This is a genomic window from Pseudoalteromonas prydzensis (genome assembly GCF_011050055.1).
GTDB classification, from domain to species: Bacteria; Pseudomonadota; Gammaproteobacteria; order Enterobacterales; family Alteromonadaceae; genus Pseudoalteromonas; species Pseudoalteromonas prydzensis_A.
Window position 1 is genome coordinate 30,197 of record NZ_DRGM01000185.1, and the last position, 17,637, is coordinate 47,833.

Below are 17,637 nucleotides of genomic sequence, written 5' to 3' on the forward strand. Positions count from 1 at the left end.
CTCTTATTTGTACGTTACTTCGATGAATCTAAGAAACTAATATCTGTGTAATCGATAATTTCACCATCGATATACTCAACAGAAATACCATTGGTAATTTCTGTTACAGTACCGAATTCCGTGATCATACCATTGAAATTGGCATTAACAGACCCAGAGAAATATTCACCATCTGGAGCGCCAATGAACAACTGGTAACCAAACCCAGTATGCAATTGAATTTCTAATCCGTAAAAGTCTTCTTGATAGTTACCATCAATAGAAATAGTTGCGGTAAAGTTAAGGCCTGAAGTTAATCCTGAAGCCGTAATTGCAGCTAAATTAGAGGAGTCGGTTCCTGCTAATGAAAGTGTACCCACAAAACCAGAGTCACCATCAATTATTTCGACTCTGCTCCAACCATTTACAGCTAATACAGTTCCATCAATCGCCGTATCTGAGTTAACTTCTTCCTCAAAGTCAATTGCTAAACATGAGTCAGATTGCTCTTTTGAGATTGCGCCATAGTAAGCATCAACACAATCTTCTAAAGCATCACTCATGTTAGGTAGTGTTTCGATTTTAATAACCGCACCATCTTCGCTTTTTATCATACCACCAAAAGCAAAAATAAGTGCTTTGTTGTTGATGGAGCCATTCACAGTAACCTTTTCGCCTGTTACTGTATTCATAAGATCCAGCTCTAAATCATCTTTATCAAAACTGTAAGTCCAAGCTGGATAGCGAGTTGAAACTACATCGATTCCTTCATCGCCATAATCCCATGCTTCAGTCAATACGTCGTAGATTACTTCTGAAATATCAAATAAAGCTTGGCCACCAGTTTTAGTTATAAGCGTAGCACTACGCGCTTGTTCTGTTCCTGCTTTTACCTTAACTAACAGCTCAAACTTAGCAATTGTGGATTTAGCATTTGTTTCAAGAGTTGTAGCAGTTGTAATAGCAGCAGCGGCTTGATCTGCAAGTTCATTTGCAAACGCAGTACTTAATTTTGCAGCTGCTGATAATTCAGCGGCCATTGTTTCATCACTTTCTTCGGAAGCAATCGCAGCTAACGATGCTGCAGCAGTTTCAGCTTGGGTAGCAGTACTGGTAAGTTCATTTGCTTTCGTACTAAGAGCCATAGCCTGGGTAATTGCAGATTGTGCTGATGCAAAAGCAGCTACAGCATTTTCTTTTGTATCGAGCATTGCTGCATCAACAGCCATCATAGCCATCAATAAATCGGCTTGAGCAACCATTGCAGCTGAATCAGCTGAACCTAGTGCGGTATTAGCAACAATAGCATTACTTTTGGCAGCATCTAGTGCTAATTCAAATGCTGCTACAGCCTCATTGGAACGTGCTTCTTCTTCTGCAATACCTTCAATTAACGTAGCAACGGCTGAAAGTTGTGCTGTTACGGCACTAACTAACGCCTCTGATTTATCTGTTAGTTGCTGATATTCATCCCCTAAACCTGCGGCAGTGCTGACAATTGAAGTGGCTGAATTAAGCGCTGCAGAGAGCTCGACTTGCAACTGGCTATACGCTACTTTATTACCCGATAAAGTGAATACGGCGGAACTGTAAGCAAGTACTTTATCCGTTGTATCTAAACCAGCATTCCCCAATTCTTTAACTGTTTTAAGTTCAGCTGTTCCCGCTGAAACGGAAGTAGCTGCAGTTGCTAATTCAGCTGTCATAGCTGTTACTTGTAACTCTAATTCCGCCGCAACTTTCGCAATAAAATCATCGCCTGCGTCACAGTTGTCATCACAGCCAATTTTCTTAAGTACTTCTTTAAGTTGTTTAGCCGTTTCTTTTAAGTCTTTATCAAGACCTTTTTCTTTTGCTTTTTCCTGAACTTTCTGTACCGCTTTAGTCGCTTTATCTCTTAACTTTGCAATCGCATCAACATCAGTAATACCTAAGTTTTCAGCTACTTTCGCAAAAGCTTCATCTACACCTTCACCTGTTACTACTGCGGCAAAAATAAGGCTAGTATTCTCAACTGCTTTTTGTAGTTCAGCTGCAATCTTTTGCACAATATCATTGTCACTATTGCTTACTTTGCCTTCTTTAACCGCTGCAGATAGGCTTGCAATCAGCTCTTTTAATGAACCATTAGCACCAGCGCCAGCAACAGACTGTAAAGAAACAGCTGTTTGCACTAATGCCAAAGTACCTGCATCAAGCGAATCGCCATCACCAATATCACTGAAATCAACAGCACCACCTAGTGACACATCACCTAACAAAGCTGCGGCTTTAATTGCAGCTTCAGGACCTAATATTTGGATCAAGGTTTTTAAGCTTGCTGCGGCAACGGCTTCATCTGACACTGCAGAGCCATCTTTAGCGCCATCAAGAAGCATTTTTGCAGCAATACTTGTGTAAAGAGTCACATTAGCAAAATATTGCTCAACACCAGTGCCATCACCTTCCGCAAAATTAATACCACGAACACTCGCAGCAACTGGCGATGGCGCCTGAATAAATTTAACAACTTGTAATTCAAGATCGTCTTTATACCATTCGCCAAAATCAATCGCGCTATCACCATTGTTAACCATACCAGCTACATCTGACACTTCAGGTGCGCTGCCATAAGCACCACAGCCAGTGAATGCATCACACTTCACCATGCTGTCGTCACCTTCTTTAGATGTGCTAACCGTAATATAAAGTGGACCAGTAAAACCGTCTTCGAGATAAATGCTATAACCACCAGTCGCTGATGTTATTACATCAGCGGGATTAGCAGCCGTTAGCATAGCAAGTGCTTTTGCATCTGCATCCGCTTGTGAGGTGGTCGACTCAGCAGCATAACTGGCATCTGCTGCCGCTTCTAAACGAAATGCAACCGGCACAGATTCACCCGCATCATTTAAAGTAGATACGGTCACTACCGCATTCATCAACGACCCTTTTACCGCTTTACCTGATACTTGAGTATTGAAATTAGTACTGACCTCACTTGTATAAACAGTAACTGGATCAGGTGTGTATTTGTTATTATCATTATCTGAACCACAACCGGTTAAACCGAGAGTCAATGCAACCGAGGCCGCAATTGGGGTAAACTTTATTATTCTTTTCGCCATGAAAATCTCCTTGAGTGCTTGTTAGCAAATATCATTACTAAAACGTAGCCTAGATTATTATCAACAGTCTTTTAAGTTAAAATTATGTATCAATCTGTATCAAAGCAACCTAATAAACTACATTTGTTATTACATGTTATCAACTTACCACCAATATATGACAATTAATGGAAAAATGTAATTTTAATTATTGGTAGGGAAAATTAACTAACTAAATGCATCGCAGCTAACAAATTAAAAATAAAACCCTTAATAAACAGTTTTTTATGTTGTGAATTTGAATTATTCTACTTTAGAATGAGCAGATACAATGGAGGATTGTTAACTGGATGATATAATTATATGCAATGCTGTTTACATTTTTTCACATAAACACAGGGGAAAAGTGGCTTGGCAGCCACTTGCAAGTTTATTTGTACCTTAATTGACTTCAGGCACCCGCACTACACCTTCCATAAGTACTCGAGCGCTTCGACTCATACTGGCTTTTGTTACTTGCCAATCACCATCAATCAGCTGTGCTTTTGCGCCGACTTTTAAAGTGCCAGAAGGATGACCAAAGTTCACTTCGCTTAGTTGACCGCCGCCCGCAGCAATATTAACGAGCGATCCTGCTATCGCAGCTGCTGTGCCGATTGCAACAGCAGCTGTGCCCATCATGGCATGATGCAGCTTACCCATCGACATAGCGCGAACCAGTAGATCAATACTGTCTTGGCTGATCGCTTTGCCACTTGATGCTACATAGCTGTTTGCCTTACTGACAAAGGCCACTTTTGGTGTATGTTGACGCGCTGCCGCTTCACTAATATGACCGATCAAGCCCATTTTTACGGCACCATGAGCACGAATAGACTCAAGCTTAGCTAACGCTTGTTCGTCATTATTTATATCATCTTGCAGCTCAGTGCCGGTGTAACCAATATCCTGCGCATTAACAAATATGGTGGGAATGCCGGCGTTGATCATGGTCGCTTTTAGTACGCCAAACTCTGCTACTTCGAGGTCGTCAACAATATTGCCTGTAGGAAATAACGCGCCATCACCATCGGCAGGATCGATAAACTCAAGTTTTACCTCAGCGGCGGGAAATGTCACGCCGTCGAGTTCAAAGTCACCGGTTTCTTGTACTTCACCATTGCTTATAGGCACGTGTACTAAAATGCTTTTTTTGATATTCGCTTGCCAAACCCGCACTACAGCCACACCGTTCTCGGGAATGCGGCTAGCGTCAACAAGACCATTGCTAATCGCAAATGCGCCTACCGCCGAGGTTAAATTACCGCAGTTCCCGCTCCAATCAACAAACGCTTTATCAATAGCAACTTGGCCAAATAAGTAATCAACATCGTGATCAACTTGCTCACTTTTACTTAAAATAACGGTTTTACTGGTACTAGAAGTCGCCCCGCCCATACCATCGGTTTGCTTGCCATATGGATCTGGGCTACCAATCACACGCAATAACAAGTTATCGCGCGCAGAGCCCGCCACTTGGGCAGCCTCTGGCAAATCAGTTAAATTAAAAAACACCCCTTTACTGGTGCCACCGCGCATATAGGTGGCAGGCACTTTAATTTGTGGTTTAAATGTCATCACAATTCCTTATACGCTTTGCGTGGCTTCTAAAAAGTCTTGCGCAAAGCGTTGTAATACACCGCCTGCGGCATAGATAGATAATTCTTCTTGGGTATCGATTCGGCATTTGGTTGGCACCGTGAGTACTTCGCCATCGACTCGCGTAATGATTAAATTAACGCTTCCACCTGGAGTTAGCTCACCTGCTACGTCGTAACTTTCACTGCCATCTAGCTTAAGCGTTTTACGGGTAGTGCCCGCTGTAAATTCCAGCGGTAATACACCCATGCCGATTAAGTTAGTACGGTGAATGCGCTCAAAGCCTTCAGCCGCGATAACTTCAACACCGGCTAAACGCACGCCTTTGGCTGCCCAATCACGTGAAGAACCTTGGCCATAATCAGCCCCAGCAACAATAATTAATGGTTGTTTACGCTGCATATAGGTTTCGATTGCTTCCCACATCCGAGTAACTGTGCCCTCTGGCTCAATACGCGCATAAGAGCCTTGTTTCACTTCGCCATTTTCAATCACCATTTCATTAAGTAATTTAGGATTAGCAAAGGTTGCCCGTTGTGCCGTTAAATGATCGCCACGGTGCGTGGCATAGGAGTTAAAGTCTTCTTCTGGCACACCCATATGTGTTAAGTACTCACCTGCTGCGCTGTTGGCCATAATTGCATTCGAGGGCGATAAATGGTCCGTTGTTATGTTATCGCCAAGCACCGCTAATGCACGCATGCCTTTCATGGTGCGCTCACCAGCAAGCGCCCCTTCCCAATATGGCGGGCGACGAATATACGTACTTTGTGGGCGCCAATCGTAAAGTGGGTCGTTATCTTCACCGTAATCAACGGTTAAATTAAACATTGGCTCGTAAACCTTCTTATACTGCTCAGGTTTTACGCTTTGTTTAATAACCGCATCGATTTCTTCATCCGACGGCCAAATATCTTTTAGCGTAACATCGTTACCTTGCTGATCTTTACCCAGTACGTCTTTTTCAATATCAAAACGAATAGTTCCTGCAATGGCATAGGCAACTACTAATGGCGGAGACGCTAAAAATGCTTGCTTAGCGTACGGGTGAATACGGCCATCAAAATTACGATTACCCGAAAGCACTGCCGTGGCGTATAAATCACGATCTATCACCTCTTGTTGAATAACGGGATCAAGCGCGCCACTCATACCATTACAAGTGGTGCAGGCAAAGCCAACAATACCAAAACCAAGTTGCTCTAGTTCTGACAGTAATTTGGCATCTTCAAGATACGATTGCACTGTTTTTGAACCCGGTGCTAATGAGGTTTTAACCCATGGCTTGCGAGTTAAGCCCTTGGCGTTAGCATTACGCGCAATAAGACCAGCTGCAATGACGTTACGTGGATTACTAGTATTTGTACAACTAGTGATAGCAGCAATAATACAGGCGCCGTCCGGCATTAAACCTGCTTCATTTTCAACCACTCCAGAGATCCCCTGCGCTGCCAAGTCACTGGTTGCAACACGACGATGCGGATTTGACGGTCCAGCAATGTTGCGGCCAACGCTTGATAGATCAAATTTTAATACCCGATCATACTGCGCTGTTTTTAGGCTGTCGCTCCACAGACCGGTGGTTTTTGCGTAATTTTCAACGAGCGCAATTTGCTGTTCTTCACGCCCTGTAAGGCGTAAGTAATCAATGGTCATCTGATCGATATAAAACATCGCGGCGGTGGCACCAAATTCTGGGGTCATGTTTGAAATTGTGGCACGATCCCCTAAAGTCAGTGCATCGGCACCTTCACCATAAAACTCTAAATAGCTTGATACTACACGCTGGCCACGTAAAAACTCGGTGATCGCAAGCACAATATCTGTTGCCGTAATACCAGGCTGGCGCTTACCACTGAGTTCAACACCAATAATATCAGGCAAACGCATATAAGAGGCGCGGCCAAGCATCACGCTTTCGGCTTCAAGACCGCCCACACCAACTGCAATCACACCTAACGCATCAACATGCGGTGTGTGGCTATCAGTACCGACTAAGGTATCAGGAAAAGCAATCCCATCGCGGTTTTGGATCACCGGCGACATTTTCTCAAGGTTGATTTGATGCATAATGCCGTTACCCGGTGGGATCACATCAATATTTTTAAACGCAGTTTTGGTCCAATTAATAAAGTGGAAACGGTCATCGTTGCGTCTATCTTCAATAGCGCGGTTTTTTTCAAAAGCATCAGGATCAAACCCTGCGTATTCAACGGCTAATGAGTGATCAACAATCAGCTGTGTTGGTACCACAGGGTTAACTTTCGCCGGATCGCCGCCTTTGGCTGCAATGGCATCACGCAGGCCTGCTAAATCAACTAAAGCGGTTTGCCCTAAAATATCGTGGCAGACTACCCGCGCTGGGTACCATGGGAAATCTAAGTCTTGCTTGCCCTCTATAATTTGTTTGAGCGCATCGTTGAGCATATCGGGGTCACAGCGACGCACTAAGTTCTCTGCTAATACACGGGATGTATAAGGCAATGTTGCATATGCGCCCGGTTTGATAGCATCAACCGCGGCTTGCGTGTCAAAATAATCGACGTTGCTATTTGGTAACGGTTTTCGGTATTGGCTGTTATTAATAATAGTCATGGTAAGACTCGCTAAATTGGGTGACGGTGGCTGCACACAGGTAGCGTGTTTAAGGAAAGTTTGAGAAAAACTGTCAGCTCAAGGCTATGTGCAAAAAACGGTGGGCTCATATGCGCCCACCCTATGTCTTAACGTAATTCAATCGGCGTATAGCTGCGTGCTTCCGGCCCGGTGTAATCAGCACTTGGACGAATAATACGGTTATTAGCGCGTTGCTCTTTTACATGCGCAGTCCAGCCTGTAACCCGGCTCATCACAAAAATAGGGGTAAATAATTTCGTTGGGATACCCATAAAGTGATACGCCGAAGCATGGAAAAAATCGGCATTACAGAATAATTTTTTCTCACGCCACATAATTTCTTCACAGCGCACTGACACGGGATAAAGTACCTCGTCACCTACTTCTGCAGCGAGTTTTTCAGACCATTGTTTAATGATCACATTACGTGGATCTGATTCGCGGTAAATAGCATGACCAAAGCCCATAATTTTATCTTTACGCGCTAACATGCCCATGATTTCTTGCTCTGCATGATCGGCATCTGTAAAGCCTTCAATCATATCCATCGCAGCTTCATTCGCGCCGCCATGTAGTGGCCCACGTAACGTACCAATGGCACCCGTTACACACGAATGAATATCAGATAAGGTGGATGCACAGACACGACCGGTAAAGGTCGAAGCATTAAACTCATGCTCTGCATAGAGAATAAGCGACACGTTCATCACTTGTGCAAATAATTCAGACGGTGCTTTATCATGTAATAACGTTAGAAAGTGCGCGCCGACTGAATCATCATCAGTTTGCGTTTCAATACGCACGCCATCATGAGTAAAGCGATACCAGTAACAAATAATACTTGGGAATACCGCAACCATACGGTCAATAGCATCATTCGCTTGACTAAAATCATGCTCCATTTCAAGGTTACCCAACATAGAGCAACCGGTACGCATCACATCCATTGGATGCGCGTCTTTTGGAATATTCTCAAGCACTGTTTTCAGTGCTGTTGGCAAGCCGCGTAGGCTTTTGAGTTTTGCTTTATATTCTGCAAGTTCGGCTGCAGTGGGTAGTTCACCACGTGAGAGTAAAAATGATACTTCTTCAAACTGTGCTTTTTTAGCAAGCTCTGCAATATCATAACCACAGTAAGTTAAACCTGAGCCAGTTTGCCCTACTGTACATAATGCTGTTTGACCCGCTACTTGACCACGTAAACCTGCGCCACCTAATGCTTTATCGACCATGAGTGTTCTCCTTAAATGTTGTTATTATTTATTTGCTGAAAAAAGGCTATCAAGGGTGTTTTCATAGCTGTGATAGTCTAAAAAGTCATACAGTTCAGCACGTGTTTGCATGTTTTCAATTTGGCTTTGTTGTGAGCCTTCATTTAAAATAGCTGAATACACATTTAATGCCGCTTTATTCATCGCTCTAAACGCACTTAACGGGTAAAGCACCAGTTGCACACCCACATCACTTAACTGCTCTTTAGTATAAATTGGCGTTTGCCCAAACTCTGTAATGTTGGCCAAAACAGGCACGCTAAGCGCTTTGGTAAATGCTTGATAATCAGCAAGGTCGTGTACGGCTTCTGCAAATATCGCATCGGCACCGGCTTCAACGCAGGCAGCTGCACGGTCAATCGCGGCATTTAAACCTTCTTTTTGAAACGCATCAGTACGCGCCATAATGTAAAAATCGCTATCCGTTTTTGCATCAACCGCCGCTTTAATACGGTCAACCATTTCCGCTTGCGAGACTATTTCTTTATTAGGACGATGGCCACAACGCTTTTGTGCTACTTGGTCTTCAATATGAAACCCTGCAGCCCCCGCTTTAGTCATTTCTTTTACTGTACGGGCAATATTAAACGCCCCGCCCCAACCGGTATCGGCATCCACTAACAGTGGCAAGTCACTGGCACCAGTAATACGGCGAATATCTTCCAGCACATTATCAAGGCTGGTCATACCGAGATCAGGCATACCGAAAGAGGCATTCGCCACTCCCGCACCTGATAAGTAAATAGCTTGATGGCCCATTTTTTCAGCCATCATCGCAGTGTATGCGTTGATTGTGCCCACCACTTGCAGTGGATGATTATTGGCAATCGCCTGTTTGAACTTTGATCCTGCTGACATTGCTGTCTCCTTTGAACGGGGTTGCTCTATAACAACTTGTATTTTTTAATGGTTTAATATGACGTTTTTTACTGCTCTGCGCGCTCATTTTGCGCGACATGTAAGTTAAATTTTGTTTGTATGTTGGCTTGCGATGCACTGATATGGCGCTTCATTAATAACTCAGCCAACTCACCATCGTGATTTTCAATCGCATTGATAATAGCTAAATGTTCATCAAACGCTTTTGATACGCGCGGCCCAACCATGCCCATTTGCACTCGATACATACGAATTAACTGATAAAGCCCGTTACTCAATAAATGAATAAGGTGGTCATTTTTACTGCCTTTAATAATCCGGTAATGAAAATCTAAATCGCCCGCTTCTTGGTAGTAAGACTCACCTTCTTTGACTCGCTGAGTTTGTAAATGCTGATTAAGTAATTGTTTTAAACTTTGCACTTCATCGGGTGCCATATTGTCGGCAGCTAAACGACAGGCTAAGCCTTCGAGGGCGCTGCGTACTTGGTATACTTCGATTAACCGCTCAGCGGTCAAGGCAACAACCCGACATCCTACATTGGCTTTTCGCTCAACCAAGTAACAACTTTCAAGGCGGTTTAATGCTTCGCGTAATGTGGCACGGCTTACGCCATAACGCTTTGCCAGCTCCGGCTCAGAAATTTTACTGCCTTGCTCAATGCTGCCTTCAACTATCTCACGGCGCATATCTACAAACACTTGATCTGAGGCTGTGGTAATGAGTGTTTCGCTAAAAGCATCTTGGGTCATTAATCACTTCTTTAAGATTGTCGACAATTCGTATTGACACTATGGTAGTTCGTGCTAACAGAGTCAAGCCTAATTCAGCAGAAAAATTACAAAAACACAATTATTGTCGACATAACTTAAATTTATAATGGTTAATTTGGCCGTTAAATACCGTAAACCAAGAAAACTGTCGACATGGCAAGTACTGTTAAAATCTCAACTCAGGCGCTGCTCTTGTGCGTTAAAAGTGCTAAAATGCGCTTTTATTTTTATCTGTGAGCTTAGTCTTGGACGCCAACACGTATATTCCCCAGCATTTTATCGATGACGTAAACACCTATATACCTGAGCACTTGGATCTCGCTGATTTTATTAGTGCCTGTCGCAGGCCACTGCGTAAATCAATTCGCGTCAATACCTTAAAAATGTCGGTTGTTGAATTTAAACGTATTGCTGAACAAAAAGGCTGGCAGTTAACACCTGTGCCTTGGTGCGAAGAAGGTTTTTGGTTAGAGCGCCCTGCAGAGGAAGAACAAGCACTGGCACTGGGTAATACCGATTTACATTTAAGTGGTGCTATGTATGTGCAAGAAGCAAGCTCCATGTTGCCACCTATGGCACTAAAAGAGTCATTAGCCCAGGCACAGCATGTCCTTGATATGGCCTCGGCGCCAGGCTCTAAAACCTCACAGCTCGCCGCACTAATGGATAACCAAGGCGTACTGGTTGCCAATGAATTATCGTCATCACGGTTAAAAGTACTCAGTGCCACCTTAAAACGCATGGGGGTGGGTAATTGTGCCTTATCCCATTTTGATGGAGTGATTTTTGGCGACTACATGTTTGAATGCTTTGACAGTATTTTACTCGACGCCCCCTGCTCAGGCGAAGGTACCGTGCGCAAAGACGCAGATGCGTTAAAAAACTGGTCAATCGAATCAAATATTGATATCGCAAAAGTACAAAAGGATCTGATCAAAAGTGCCTTTTATGCATTAAAACCAGGTGGCACGTTAGTCTATTCAACCTGCACATTGACACCGCTTGAAAACCAACAAGTGTGTGAGTACCTTTTAAATGAGTTTCCTGAGCAATTGGCCGTGCAACCCTTAGATAACTTATTTGCAGGTGCTGAGCGCGCTACAACAGCAGAGGGTTATTTACATGTTTGGCCGCAAACATTCGACAGTGAAGGGTTTTTTATTGCTAAATTTAAAAAGCTTGCCAGTTGCGACAACCCCAATCAAAAAGTTAAAAAAGGTGCATTTCCGTTTCAGCCGTTTGACAAAAAGCCCAGCCAGGCTTTTTACGCTGAATTAAAAAAACAATTTGGCATCACGGCGCTGAGCGGTTCGTTAATGCAACGGGATAAAGAGCTGTGGTTGTTTCCAGAAGAGTTTGCTGCCATTGAAAATAAAATAAAGTACGCGCGTTTAGGGATCCAGCTAGGCATGATCCATAAAAATGGCGTACGGCTAAATCACGAATTTGCCACTGTGTTTGGCAATCGTTGTAAAAGTAATCGCTTCGCATTGACTGATCAGCAAGCTAATGATTATTTTCAAGGCAAAGATATCCGTTTAGACAAACCAACCAATACCCTAGGTGAAGTAGTTCTCACCTTATGTGGCTGTCCGATCGGGCTGGGTAAATGGCAAAAAAATAAAATTAAAAATTCCCTGCCTCGGGATCTGGTACAAAATAATCAGTTAATAACCTGGTGAGAATAAGCTGTGCATAAGCTGACCACAAGCAATGGATAAATTTTGTACTGATACGGTGATTTTTATGCAAATAGCTGTTTTACAAGCAGTATAAAATTTAATCATTTATTGGGCATTTTTACATCTGTTAACTACACTTAATATTACTTTCTACTTCTCCCTTAATGAATTTAGAAGGTGTTTTTAAAGTTAGCGCAGGCTCACTAGAGCCATCCCCTAAGCCCAGAACAATGCGGATCCGTTCTGGGCATTTTTTTACCTCGCGTTATTATCCAATAGTCGTAATTTTTGATAATCGATTGCTTTTACAGTAATTTGTTGCTTCTATAATGAATAAAAAATAACGATGTTCGACCATGTTAAAACGACTATCAATAATAACAATGGCTGCACTATTAACCAGCCACACAAGCTTTGCTGCAGAGTCTGATCTCTACCGCGGTTTCCAGTATCCCGATAAAGCGCGTAATGCAGTGAGTATCACTTTTGATGATGCCCGCCACAGTCAGGTCGATGTCGGCACCGCTATTTTGGACAAACACCAAGTCAAAGCGACTTTTTATGTTTCCCCTTTTAACGTTAAAGAACGTCTAACTAAATGGCAAGACGCTGTAAAATCGGGCCATGAAATTGCAAACCATACCAGCAATCATGTCTGTACTGGTAACTTTGAATGGTTACGTAAGCAAAACCTGTCACTGGAAGAAACCACCCTAGCTTGGCTTGAAAATGATATTCTCAGTGCGCAAACTTATTTAACGCAGCAATTAGGCGTAACACCGCGGGCATTTGCATACCCATGTGGTAACACCTTTGTTGGCCGTGGTGTCAATACCAAAAGCTATGTGCCAATTATTGCTAAACATTTTGACAGTGGCCGTACGTGGTTAGATGAATCAGCAAATAACCCAAATTTTACCGACTTCGCACAGCTAACGGGGCTAAGAATTGACGGTCTGAGTTTTGCCGAAATCATCACTATGCTAGAGCAACTACGAGAAAATAACGCATGGTTGATTTTAGCAGGTCATAATATTGGAAAAGGAGATCAATACACCACAGATGCAAAAGTACTCGAGCAGTTGCTTGTATATTTGCAAGACCCTAACAATGGATACTGGATTGATACAGTCAGTAACGTAGGTGATTACGTTAAAGCTAACCGTAAAAAATAAGTTAATTATCGTTTAAATCAAACTCTGTGGTGCGGCTATCGGCATGAATAAGTTGATAGCGGGCAAGCTTTCCTGCTTTTAGATCAATCAAACTGATCGCGGCATCACTCACTAAATACTTTTGGCCATCGCCCTTGGTTTGATGTTTATCGACTTCCATCTGCCAACGTTTGGTAAAAAAGTTCAGTGGGCTTTTCGGGGCATATAAAATCGAGTCGAGCTTATCAAGAATATTAATTAACTTACGGGGAAACTCATTCTTTATGCCACTGGCGGTTAGTTGCCAAATACGGTTTGGGTGCTTACCAAAGCGTTTTTGCACTGAAAAACAAAATGAATAATGCACATCTCCCGATAAAATCAGTGTTTCTTTCGGGGTATCGTCGCGGCGAAAGGTATCGAGTAATTTTTTGGCTGAGCCTTCGTGAGCCATCCAGTTTTCTACATCGACCAGCAAAGGTTGCCCACACATGTTAAATAACGCTTGAATAGCTTCAATTGATTTCACCCCAAACACTGGCGCAGGCGATACTATAATAACCTGCTCATGGGTTAGTAGGCTGTTTTCAAGTTCAGTGAGGCGCTCCCAATCAAGCAAGCCTGAAGGTTCATTAAAGTTTTGCTCATTACGCCAGCGATGAGTACGCGTATCAAGCACCACTACTTTAGGCACAGTATTGAGCTCATAATGCCAATGATTAAACTCCAATACCGTTTTATCAAACGCTTTAAATTGCCATTGCTTTTGATTGCTTAAACTGGCTTTAAAATCATCGATTAACGCCCCGGTTTTAACTCCCGCATCATTACCAAAGCCTTGCATCAACCAATAACTGATCAAGCCATTATTAACAATACGCCGACTAACTGGGTGTTGATAAATCACTTGCTCCCAGCCTGCGGTTAAATTCCAATCATCGGTGACATCATGATCATCAAACATCATTAATGTTGATACATTGGCAAATAATCGCTGTACCTCGTGTAGTCCTTCACTAAATTGCGTTAACGCCTGTTTTTCACTCTCAAACAGTTGTTGGCATTTTGCCGTTTTAGCCTGATAACTGATCGACTCTATCTTGATCAACGACCAAACAACGGGGCTAAAATTAAGTAAATACAGCGCGATAAATTCTTCAAATGAGACTAAATGATTGGCTGCTTTTAAACTAGAGAAGTGTGGTTCATCTTTTTTTAACCAATAGCCGACACCTATTTTATTACGCTGTTGCCACGGCACTTTAGGCAAGAAGAGATGACGTTGATAAAGTTGCTCTGCTAAATCGCTAGGCAGTGCAATATCCAGTGGCTGCTCTTTATAAATGCCCAGCAATTCAATCAGCCGATATATGGCGATTAACATTGCTGCGGCTACATCATCGGCATAGACCTGATCGCCCGACAACAATAAAATATCAGCCCCCGCCTTACCTTGGCTGCGCTGCGCTGCTTGCCATCGCTGTGCAGCAACTAAACTATCTTGAGCTGGGTGATGCGGATTACGGCACGAGCCATGAAATATTTGCTCTAGTGTTTGTGGGATCACAAACTCTGGGGTTGCTTTGCCATCGTAACAAAAATCACTGAGATCAACTTGCTGCTTATCGTTATACAGGCGATAACCCAGTAGTACATCCGTAGGTAACTTTTCATGAATCGATTTTAACACTATGAAATGCAAAAATAGCTGGTTACCTAGCGCAATGCTGTGATGTTCACTATAAGTTTCAAGGTTATCCAGCTCAATCCGGTATTGCGAAGGGGTGCTGGTGGCAAATTGAAAACACACCCCTTTGGCATCAGCACGGCGCACCATAGGCCCCATTAATAATTCAGGGAGTGCTGCTGTGCTCATACGCTACTTAACCTTTAGCTACTAAATTAAATAACGAATAAAAATTCGCCGTAGTCGCCTCGGCCAGTTTTTTGTAACTAACGCCTTTTAGTTCTGCGATATAATACGCGACATCTTGTACATAGGCTGGCTGATTGGTTTTACCGCGATATGGCACCGGCGCTAAATACGGTGAATCAGTTTCAATTAATAGTCTATCAAGGGGAATTTGCTTAACCACGTCTTTAAGCTCAACGGCATTTTTAAAGGTAACAATGCCTGAAATAGAAATATAAAAACCTAAGTCGATGGCCTTTTTCGCCATTGCCCAATCTTCAGTAAAACAATGAAGTACCCCTCCACAGTTTTCGGCGTTATGTTCACGCATTAAATTGATGGTATCTTCACGGGCATCGCGGGTATGAATGATCAGCGGTTTTTGTAGCTCGTTGGCGACTTCAATATGACCGACAAAACTGGCTTGCTGCACTGCATTGGTGTCTTTTGCATAATAATAATCAAGCCCTGTTTCACCGATTGCCACCACTTTATCATGGCTGGCAAGCTCAATAAGACGTTGTTTATCTAAGGCATCTTTTTGATCTAACGGATGTACACCGCATGATGCAGAGACATCACTGTAACCGTTAATTTTTTCCAGCATACTCGGGAATTGATCAAGTGTAACGCTCACACATAAAAAGTGTTCTACTTGTTTTGCTCTCGCATTATCAAGCACTTGGTCTAAGTTTAAATCAAGTTTATCAAAGTCGAGGCGGTCTAAATGGCAATGAGAATCTACAATCACGGTACTGCTTACTACATGGTATAAGTTGGATTACCAGAGTTTAACATAGTCCCTAGTAGTTTTTCGATCTTCACATTCAGGTTTGTTTTATCATCAATAAAACTAATACCAATACCCGGTGGATTTGAGCTTTGTGCACCTTGCGGGGTGATCCATGCGACCTTACCTGTTACCACATCATCTTCAAGTGCATCTGGTAAAGTGACTTTAAGTGCTAGAGAATGGCCCATTTCATACCGCATATTAGTACGCACAAATAAGCCGCCGGTTTTTAAATACGGCATATAACAGCGGTATAACTCGTCTAAATCATCTATATCGACTAATAATTCTTGCACAATCTGTCCTACTTATGGCTGTTACGTAAACGATACGCTAAACGCGAAACTGCTAATGGCAGATTCAATCCGAGTATCTGGGTACTGTTTTGCACAAACTCGGCCAAGGCGTTTTGTGCATTTTGATACGAGTCAAAGTCCATTCCAGTGAGCAGTTGTTGTTTTAATTGCTCGCTTAAAAATAAGCTAAATACACGAACACGTTCGTTATCTTTACTAATGATATCAACTAACGCACTGAAATTATGGCCTTGTTTTAACTCAGTTGCAAATTTATAAAGTTGCTCAATCACCTCAAGCTGCTGATCTTGTTGCCAGCGTGCAACTAACAAGGGCTGCTGAGTAAACATCTTTAACCATGGATAAGCAGGCACGTTTAATTGTGCAATCCACTGCATTGCAGCAGCACTATCATGTACTTTCACTTCACTGAGCGCGCAGCGGCTTAAAATAGTTGCTGGTAATTGTGCTGTAGCATTGGTCGTAAGTAGTAAAAATCGCTGTGGGCTTGGCTCTTCTAAGGTTTTTAGCAGTGCATTTGCAGCAGCCGTGGTCATTTTATGGCAATCATTGATCACCACCACTTTATTGGCATTTTGCGCCGCCGATTGATGCATAAAATCACTGACACTACGGATATCGTCAACACCAATACTTTGTCCGTCGGCTTGTACAGTATATTTATCAGGATGAGTAGCGGCTTGATTTAAGTGGCAGCTTTTACACTGCCCACACGCGACTAAATTTTGCGCTGTGCTACACAATAAAGCATTAGCCAGTTGTTCAACTAAGGCGCGTTTACCGACACCTTGTTGGCCATTAAATAATTGCCCATGATGAAAGCGCCCTGCTTGAAAACTGGCGGTGAGTTGCTGGTGAATATCGTTGAGCCAAGGGTAAATCATATTACGGGTTACTTTTTACAAATTGCTCAAGCACCGCGATGATGTCTTGATGAACGAGTTCCATACTCTGCCCTGCATTGACTGTTTTAATGCGCTCATCGTTATTGGCAAGTGCTAAATAGCGCGCTCGAGTGCGTTCAAAAAAGCTTAATGCTTGCTTTTCGATTCTATCAAGCTCACCACGGCCTTTGGCGCGGGCAAGGCCCACTGCGGGGTCAATGTCTAAATAAATAGTAAGATCCGGCTTTAAACCTTTTAATACAATATCAGCAAGGGCTGTTAAGCTGCTTGTCGCAATTTCTCTACCGCCGCCTTGGTAAGCTTGTGATGATAAATCGTGGCGATCCCCTAATACCCACTGCCCTTTTGCAAGCGCTGGGCGAATTACATTATGTAACAGTTGCGAGCGAGCAGCGTACATCAACAATAACTCAGTTTCGCTGGCAAGATCTTCATCGTGGCTATCTTTAACTATATTACGTAGCGCTTCAGCAATCGGGGTGCCGCCTGGCTCTCGCACATTAACAAAGTCAATATTGTGTTGTGCTAAAAATTGTTGGCAAATAGCAATTGCCGTTGATTTTCCAGCACCTTCAAGGCCTTCAATCACAATAAATTTTGCTGCTGTCATGATCTCTCTTTTTAGTTTTAAA

13 protein-coding genes are annotated in these 17,637 nt (G+C 42.9%); 2 read left to right on the forward strand and 11 right to left on the reverse strand.

The features are described from left to right. Positions 1-14: 14 nt before the first annotated feature. The 6 genes from ENH88_RS18420 to ENH88_RS18445 all read right to left on the reverse strand — a co-directional run bounded on the left by ENH88_RS18420 (position 15) and on the right by ENH88_RS18445 (position 10,221). A complete protein-coding gene (locus tag ENH88_RS18420; protein WP_304184498.1) occupies positions 15-3,086 on the reverse strand; it encodes a hypothetical protein in 3,072 nt (1,023 codons plus the stop codon). A 420-nt stretch (positions 3,087-3,506) separates the two neighbouring features. Beyond that, positions 3,507-4,682, reverse strand: a complete 1,176-nt coding sequence (prpF, locus tag ENH88_RS18425; protein ID WP_304184500.1) for a 2-methylaconitate cis-trans isomerase PrpF — start codon at positions 4,680-4,682, stop codon at positions 3,507-3,509. Between the two features lie 9 nt (positions 4,683-4,691). Continuing rightward, positions 4,692-7,298, reverse strand: coding sequence for a Fe/S-dependent 2-methylisocitrate dehydratase AcnD (acnD, locus tag ENH88_RS18430; protein WP_304184503.1), 2,607 nt, complete (start codon positions 7,296-7,298; stop codon positions 4,692-4,694). A 128-nt stretch (positions 7,299-7,426) separates the two neighbouring features. Beyond that, on the reverse strand, positions 7,427-8,551 hold the full coding sequence (gene prpC / locus ENH88_RS18435) for a bifunctional 2-methylcitrate synthase/citrate synthase (protein WP_304184504.1): 1,125 nt from the start codon (positions 8,549-8,551) through the stop codon (positions 7,427-7,429). 24 nt (positions 8,552-8,575) lie between these two features. After that, complete coding sequence (prpB, locus tag ENH88_RS18440) at positions 8,576-9,448, reverse strand: methylisocitrate lyase (RefSeq protein ID WP_064667053.1); 873 nt, start codon at positions 9,446-9,448, stop codon at positions 8,576-8,578. A gap of 68 nt (positions 9,449-9,516) precedes the next feature. Continuing rightward, entirely contained in the window at positions 9,517-10,221 is a 705-nt protein-coding gene (locus ENH88_RS18445; RefSeq protein ID WP_304184505.1) for a GntR family transcriptional regulator, read from the reverse strand. A 266-nt stretch (positions 10,222-10,487) separates the two neighbouring features. Between ENH88_RS18445 and rsmF the strand changes: the two genes are divergently transcribed. Both rsmF and ENH88_RS18455 read left to right on the forward strand, forming a co-directional pair. Then, complete coding sequence (gene rsmF, locus ENH88_RS18450) at positions 10,488-11,924, forward strand: 16S rRNA (cytosine(1407)-C(5))-methyltransferase RsmF (protein ID WP_304184506.1); 1,437 nt, start codon at positions 10,488-10,490, stop codon at positions 11,922-11,924. Between the two features lie 356 nt (positions 11,925-12,280). Further along, positions 12,281-13,099: a polysaccharide deacetylase family protein gene (locus ENH88_RS18455; protein ID WP_304184508.1), complete on the forward strand. Its 819-nt coding sequence runs from the start codon at positions 12,281-12,283 to the stop codon at positions 13,097-13,099. A 1-nt stretch (position 13,100) separates the two neighbouring features. Here ENH88_RS18455 and ENH88_RS18460 read toward each other — a convergent pair whose 3' ends face one another. The 5 genes from ENH88_RS18460 to tmk are packed head-to-tail and all read right to left on the reverse strand — an operon-like array spanning position 13,101 to position 17,615. Continuing rightward, on the reverse strand, positions 13,101-14,954 hold the full coding sequence (locus ENH88_RS18460) for a metallophosphatase (protein WP_304184510.1): 1,854 nt from the start codon (positions 14,952-14,954) through the stop codon (positions 13,101-13,103). A 7-nt stretch (positions 14,955-14,961) separates the two neighbouring features. Beyond that, the gene (locus ENH88_RS18465; RefSeq protein WP_304184512.1) at positions 14,962-15,741 is read right to left on the reverse strand and encodes a TatD family hydrolase; all 780 of its coding nucleotides are present in this window, start codon (positions 15,739-15,741) and stop codon (positions 14,962-14,964) included. Between the two features lie 11 nt (positions 15,742-15,752). Then, the gene (locus ENH88_RS18470) at positions 15,753-16,079 is read right to left on the reverse strand and encodes a PilZ domain-containing protein (protein ID WP_304184513.1); all 327 of its coding nucleotides are present in this window, start codon (positions 16,077-16,079) and stop codon (positions 15,753-15,755) included. An 8-nt stretch (positions 16,080-16,087) separates the two neighbouring features. Continuing rightward, positions 16,088-16,984 (reverse strand): DNA polymerase III subunit delta', encoded by an 897-nt coding sequence (gene holB / locus ENH88_RS18475; protein WP_304184515.1) that lies wholly within the window; start codon positions 16,982-16,984, stop codon positions 16,088-16,090. A gap of 1 nt (position 16,985) precedes the next feature. Continuing rightward, positions 16,986-17,615 (reverse strand): dTMP kinase, encoded by a 630-nt coding sequence (tmk, locus tag ENH88_RS18480; protein ID WP_304184517.1) that lies wholly within the window; start codon positions 17,613-17,615, stop codon positions 16,986-16,988. Between the last annotated feature and the right edge of the window lie 22 nt (positions 17,616-17,637).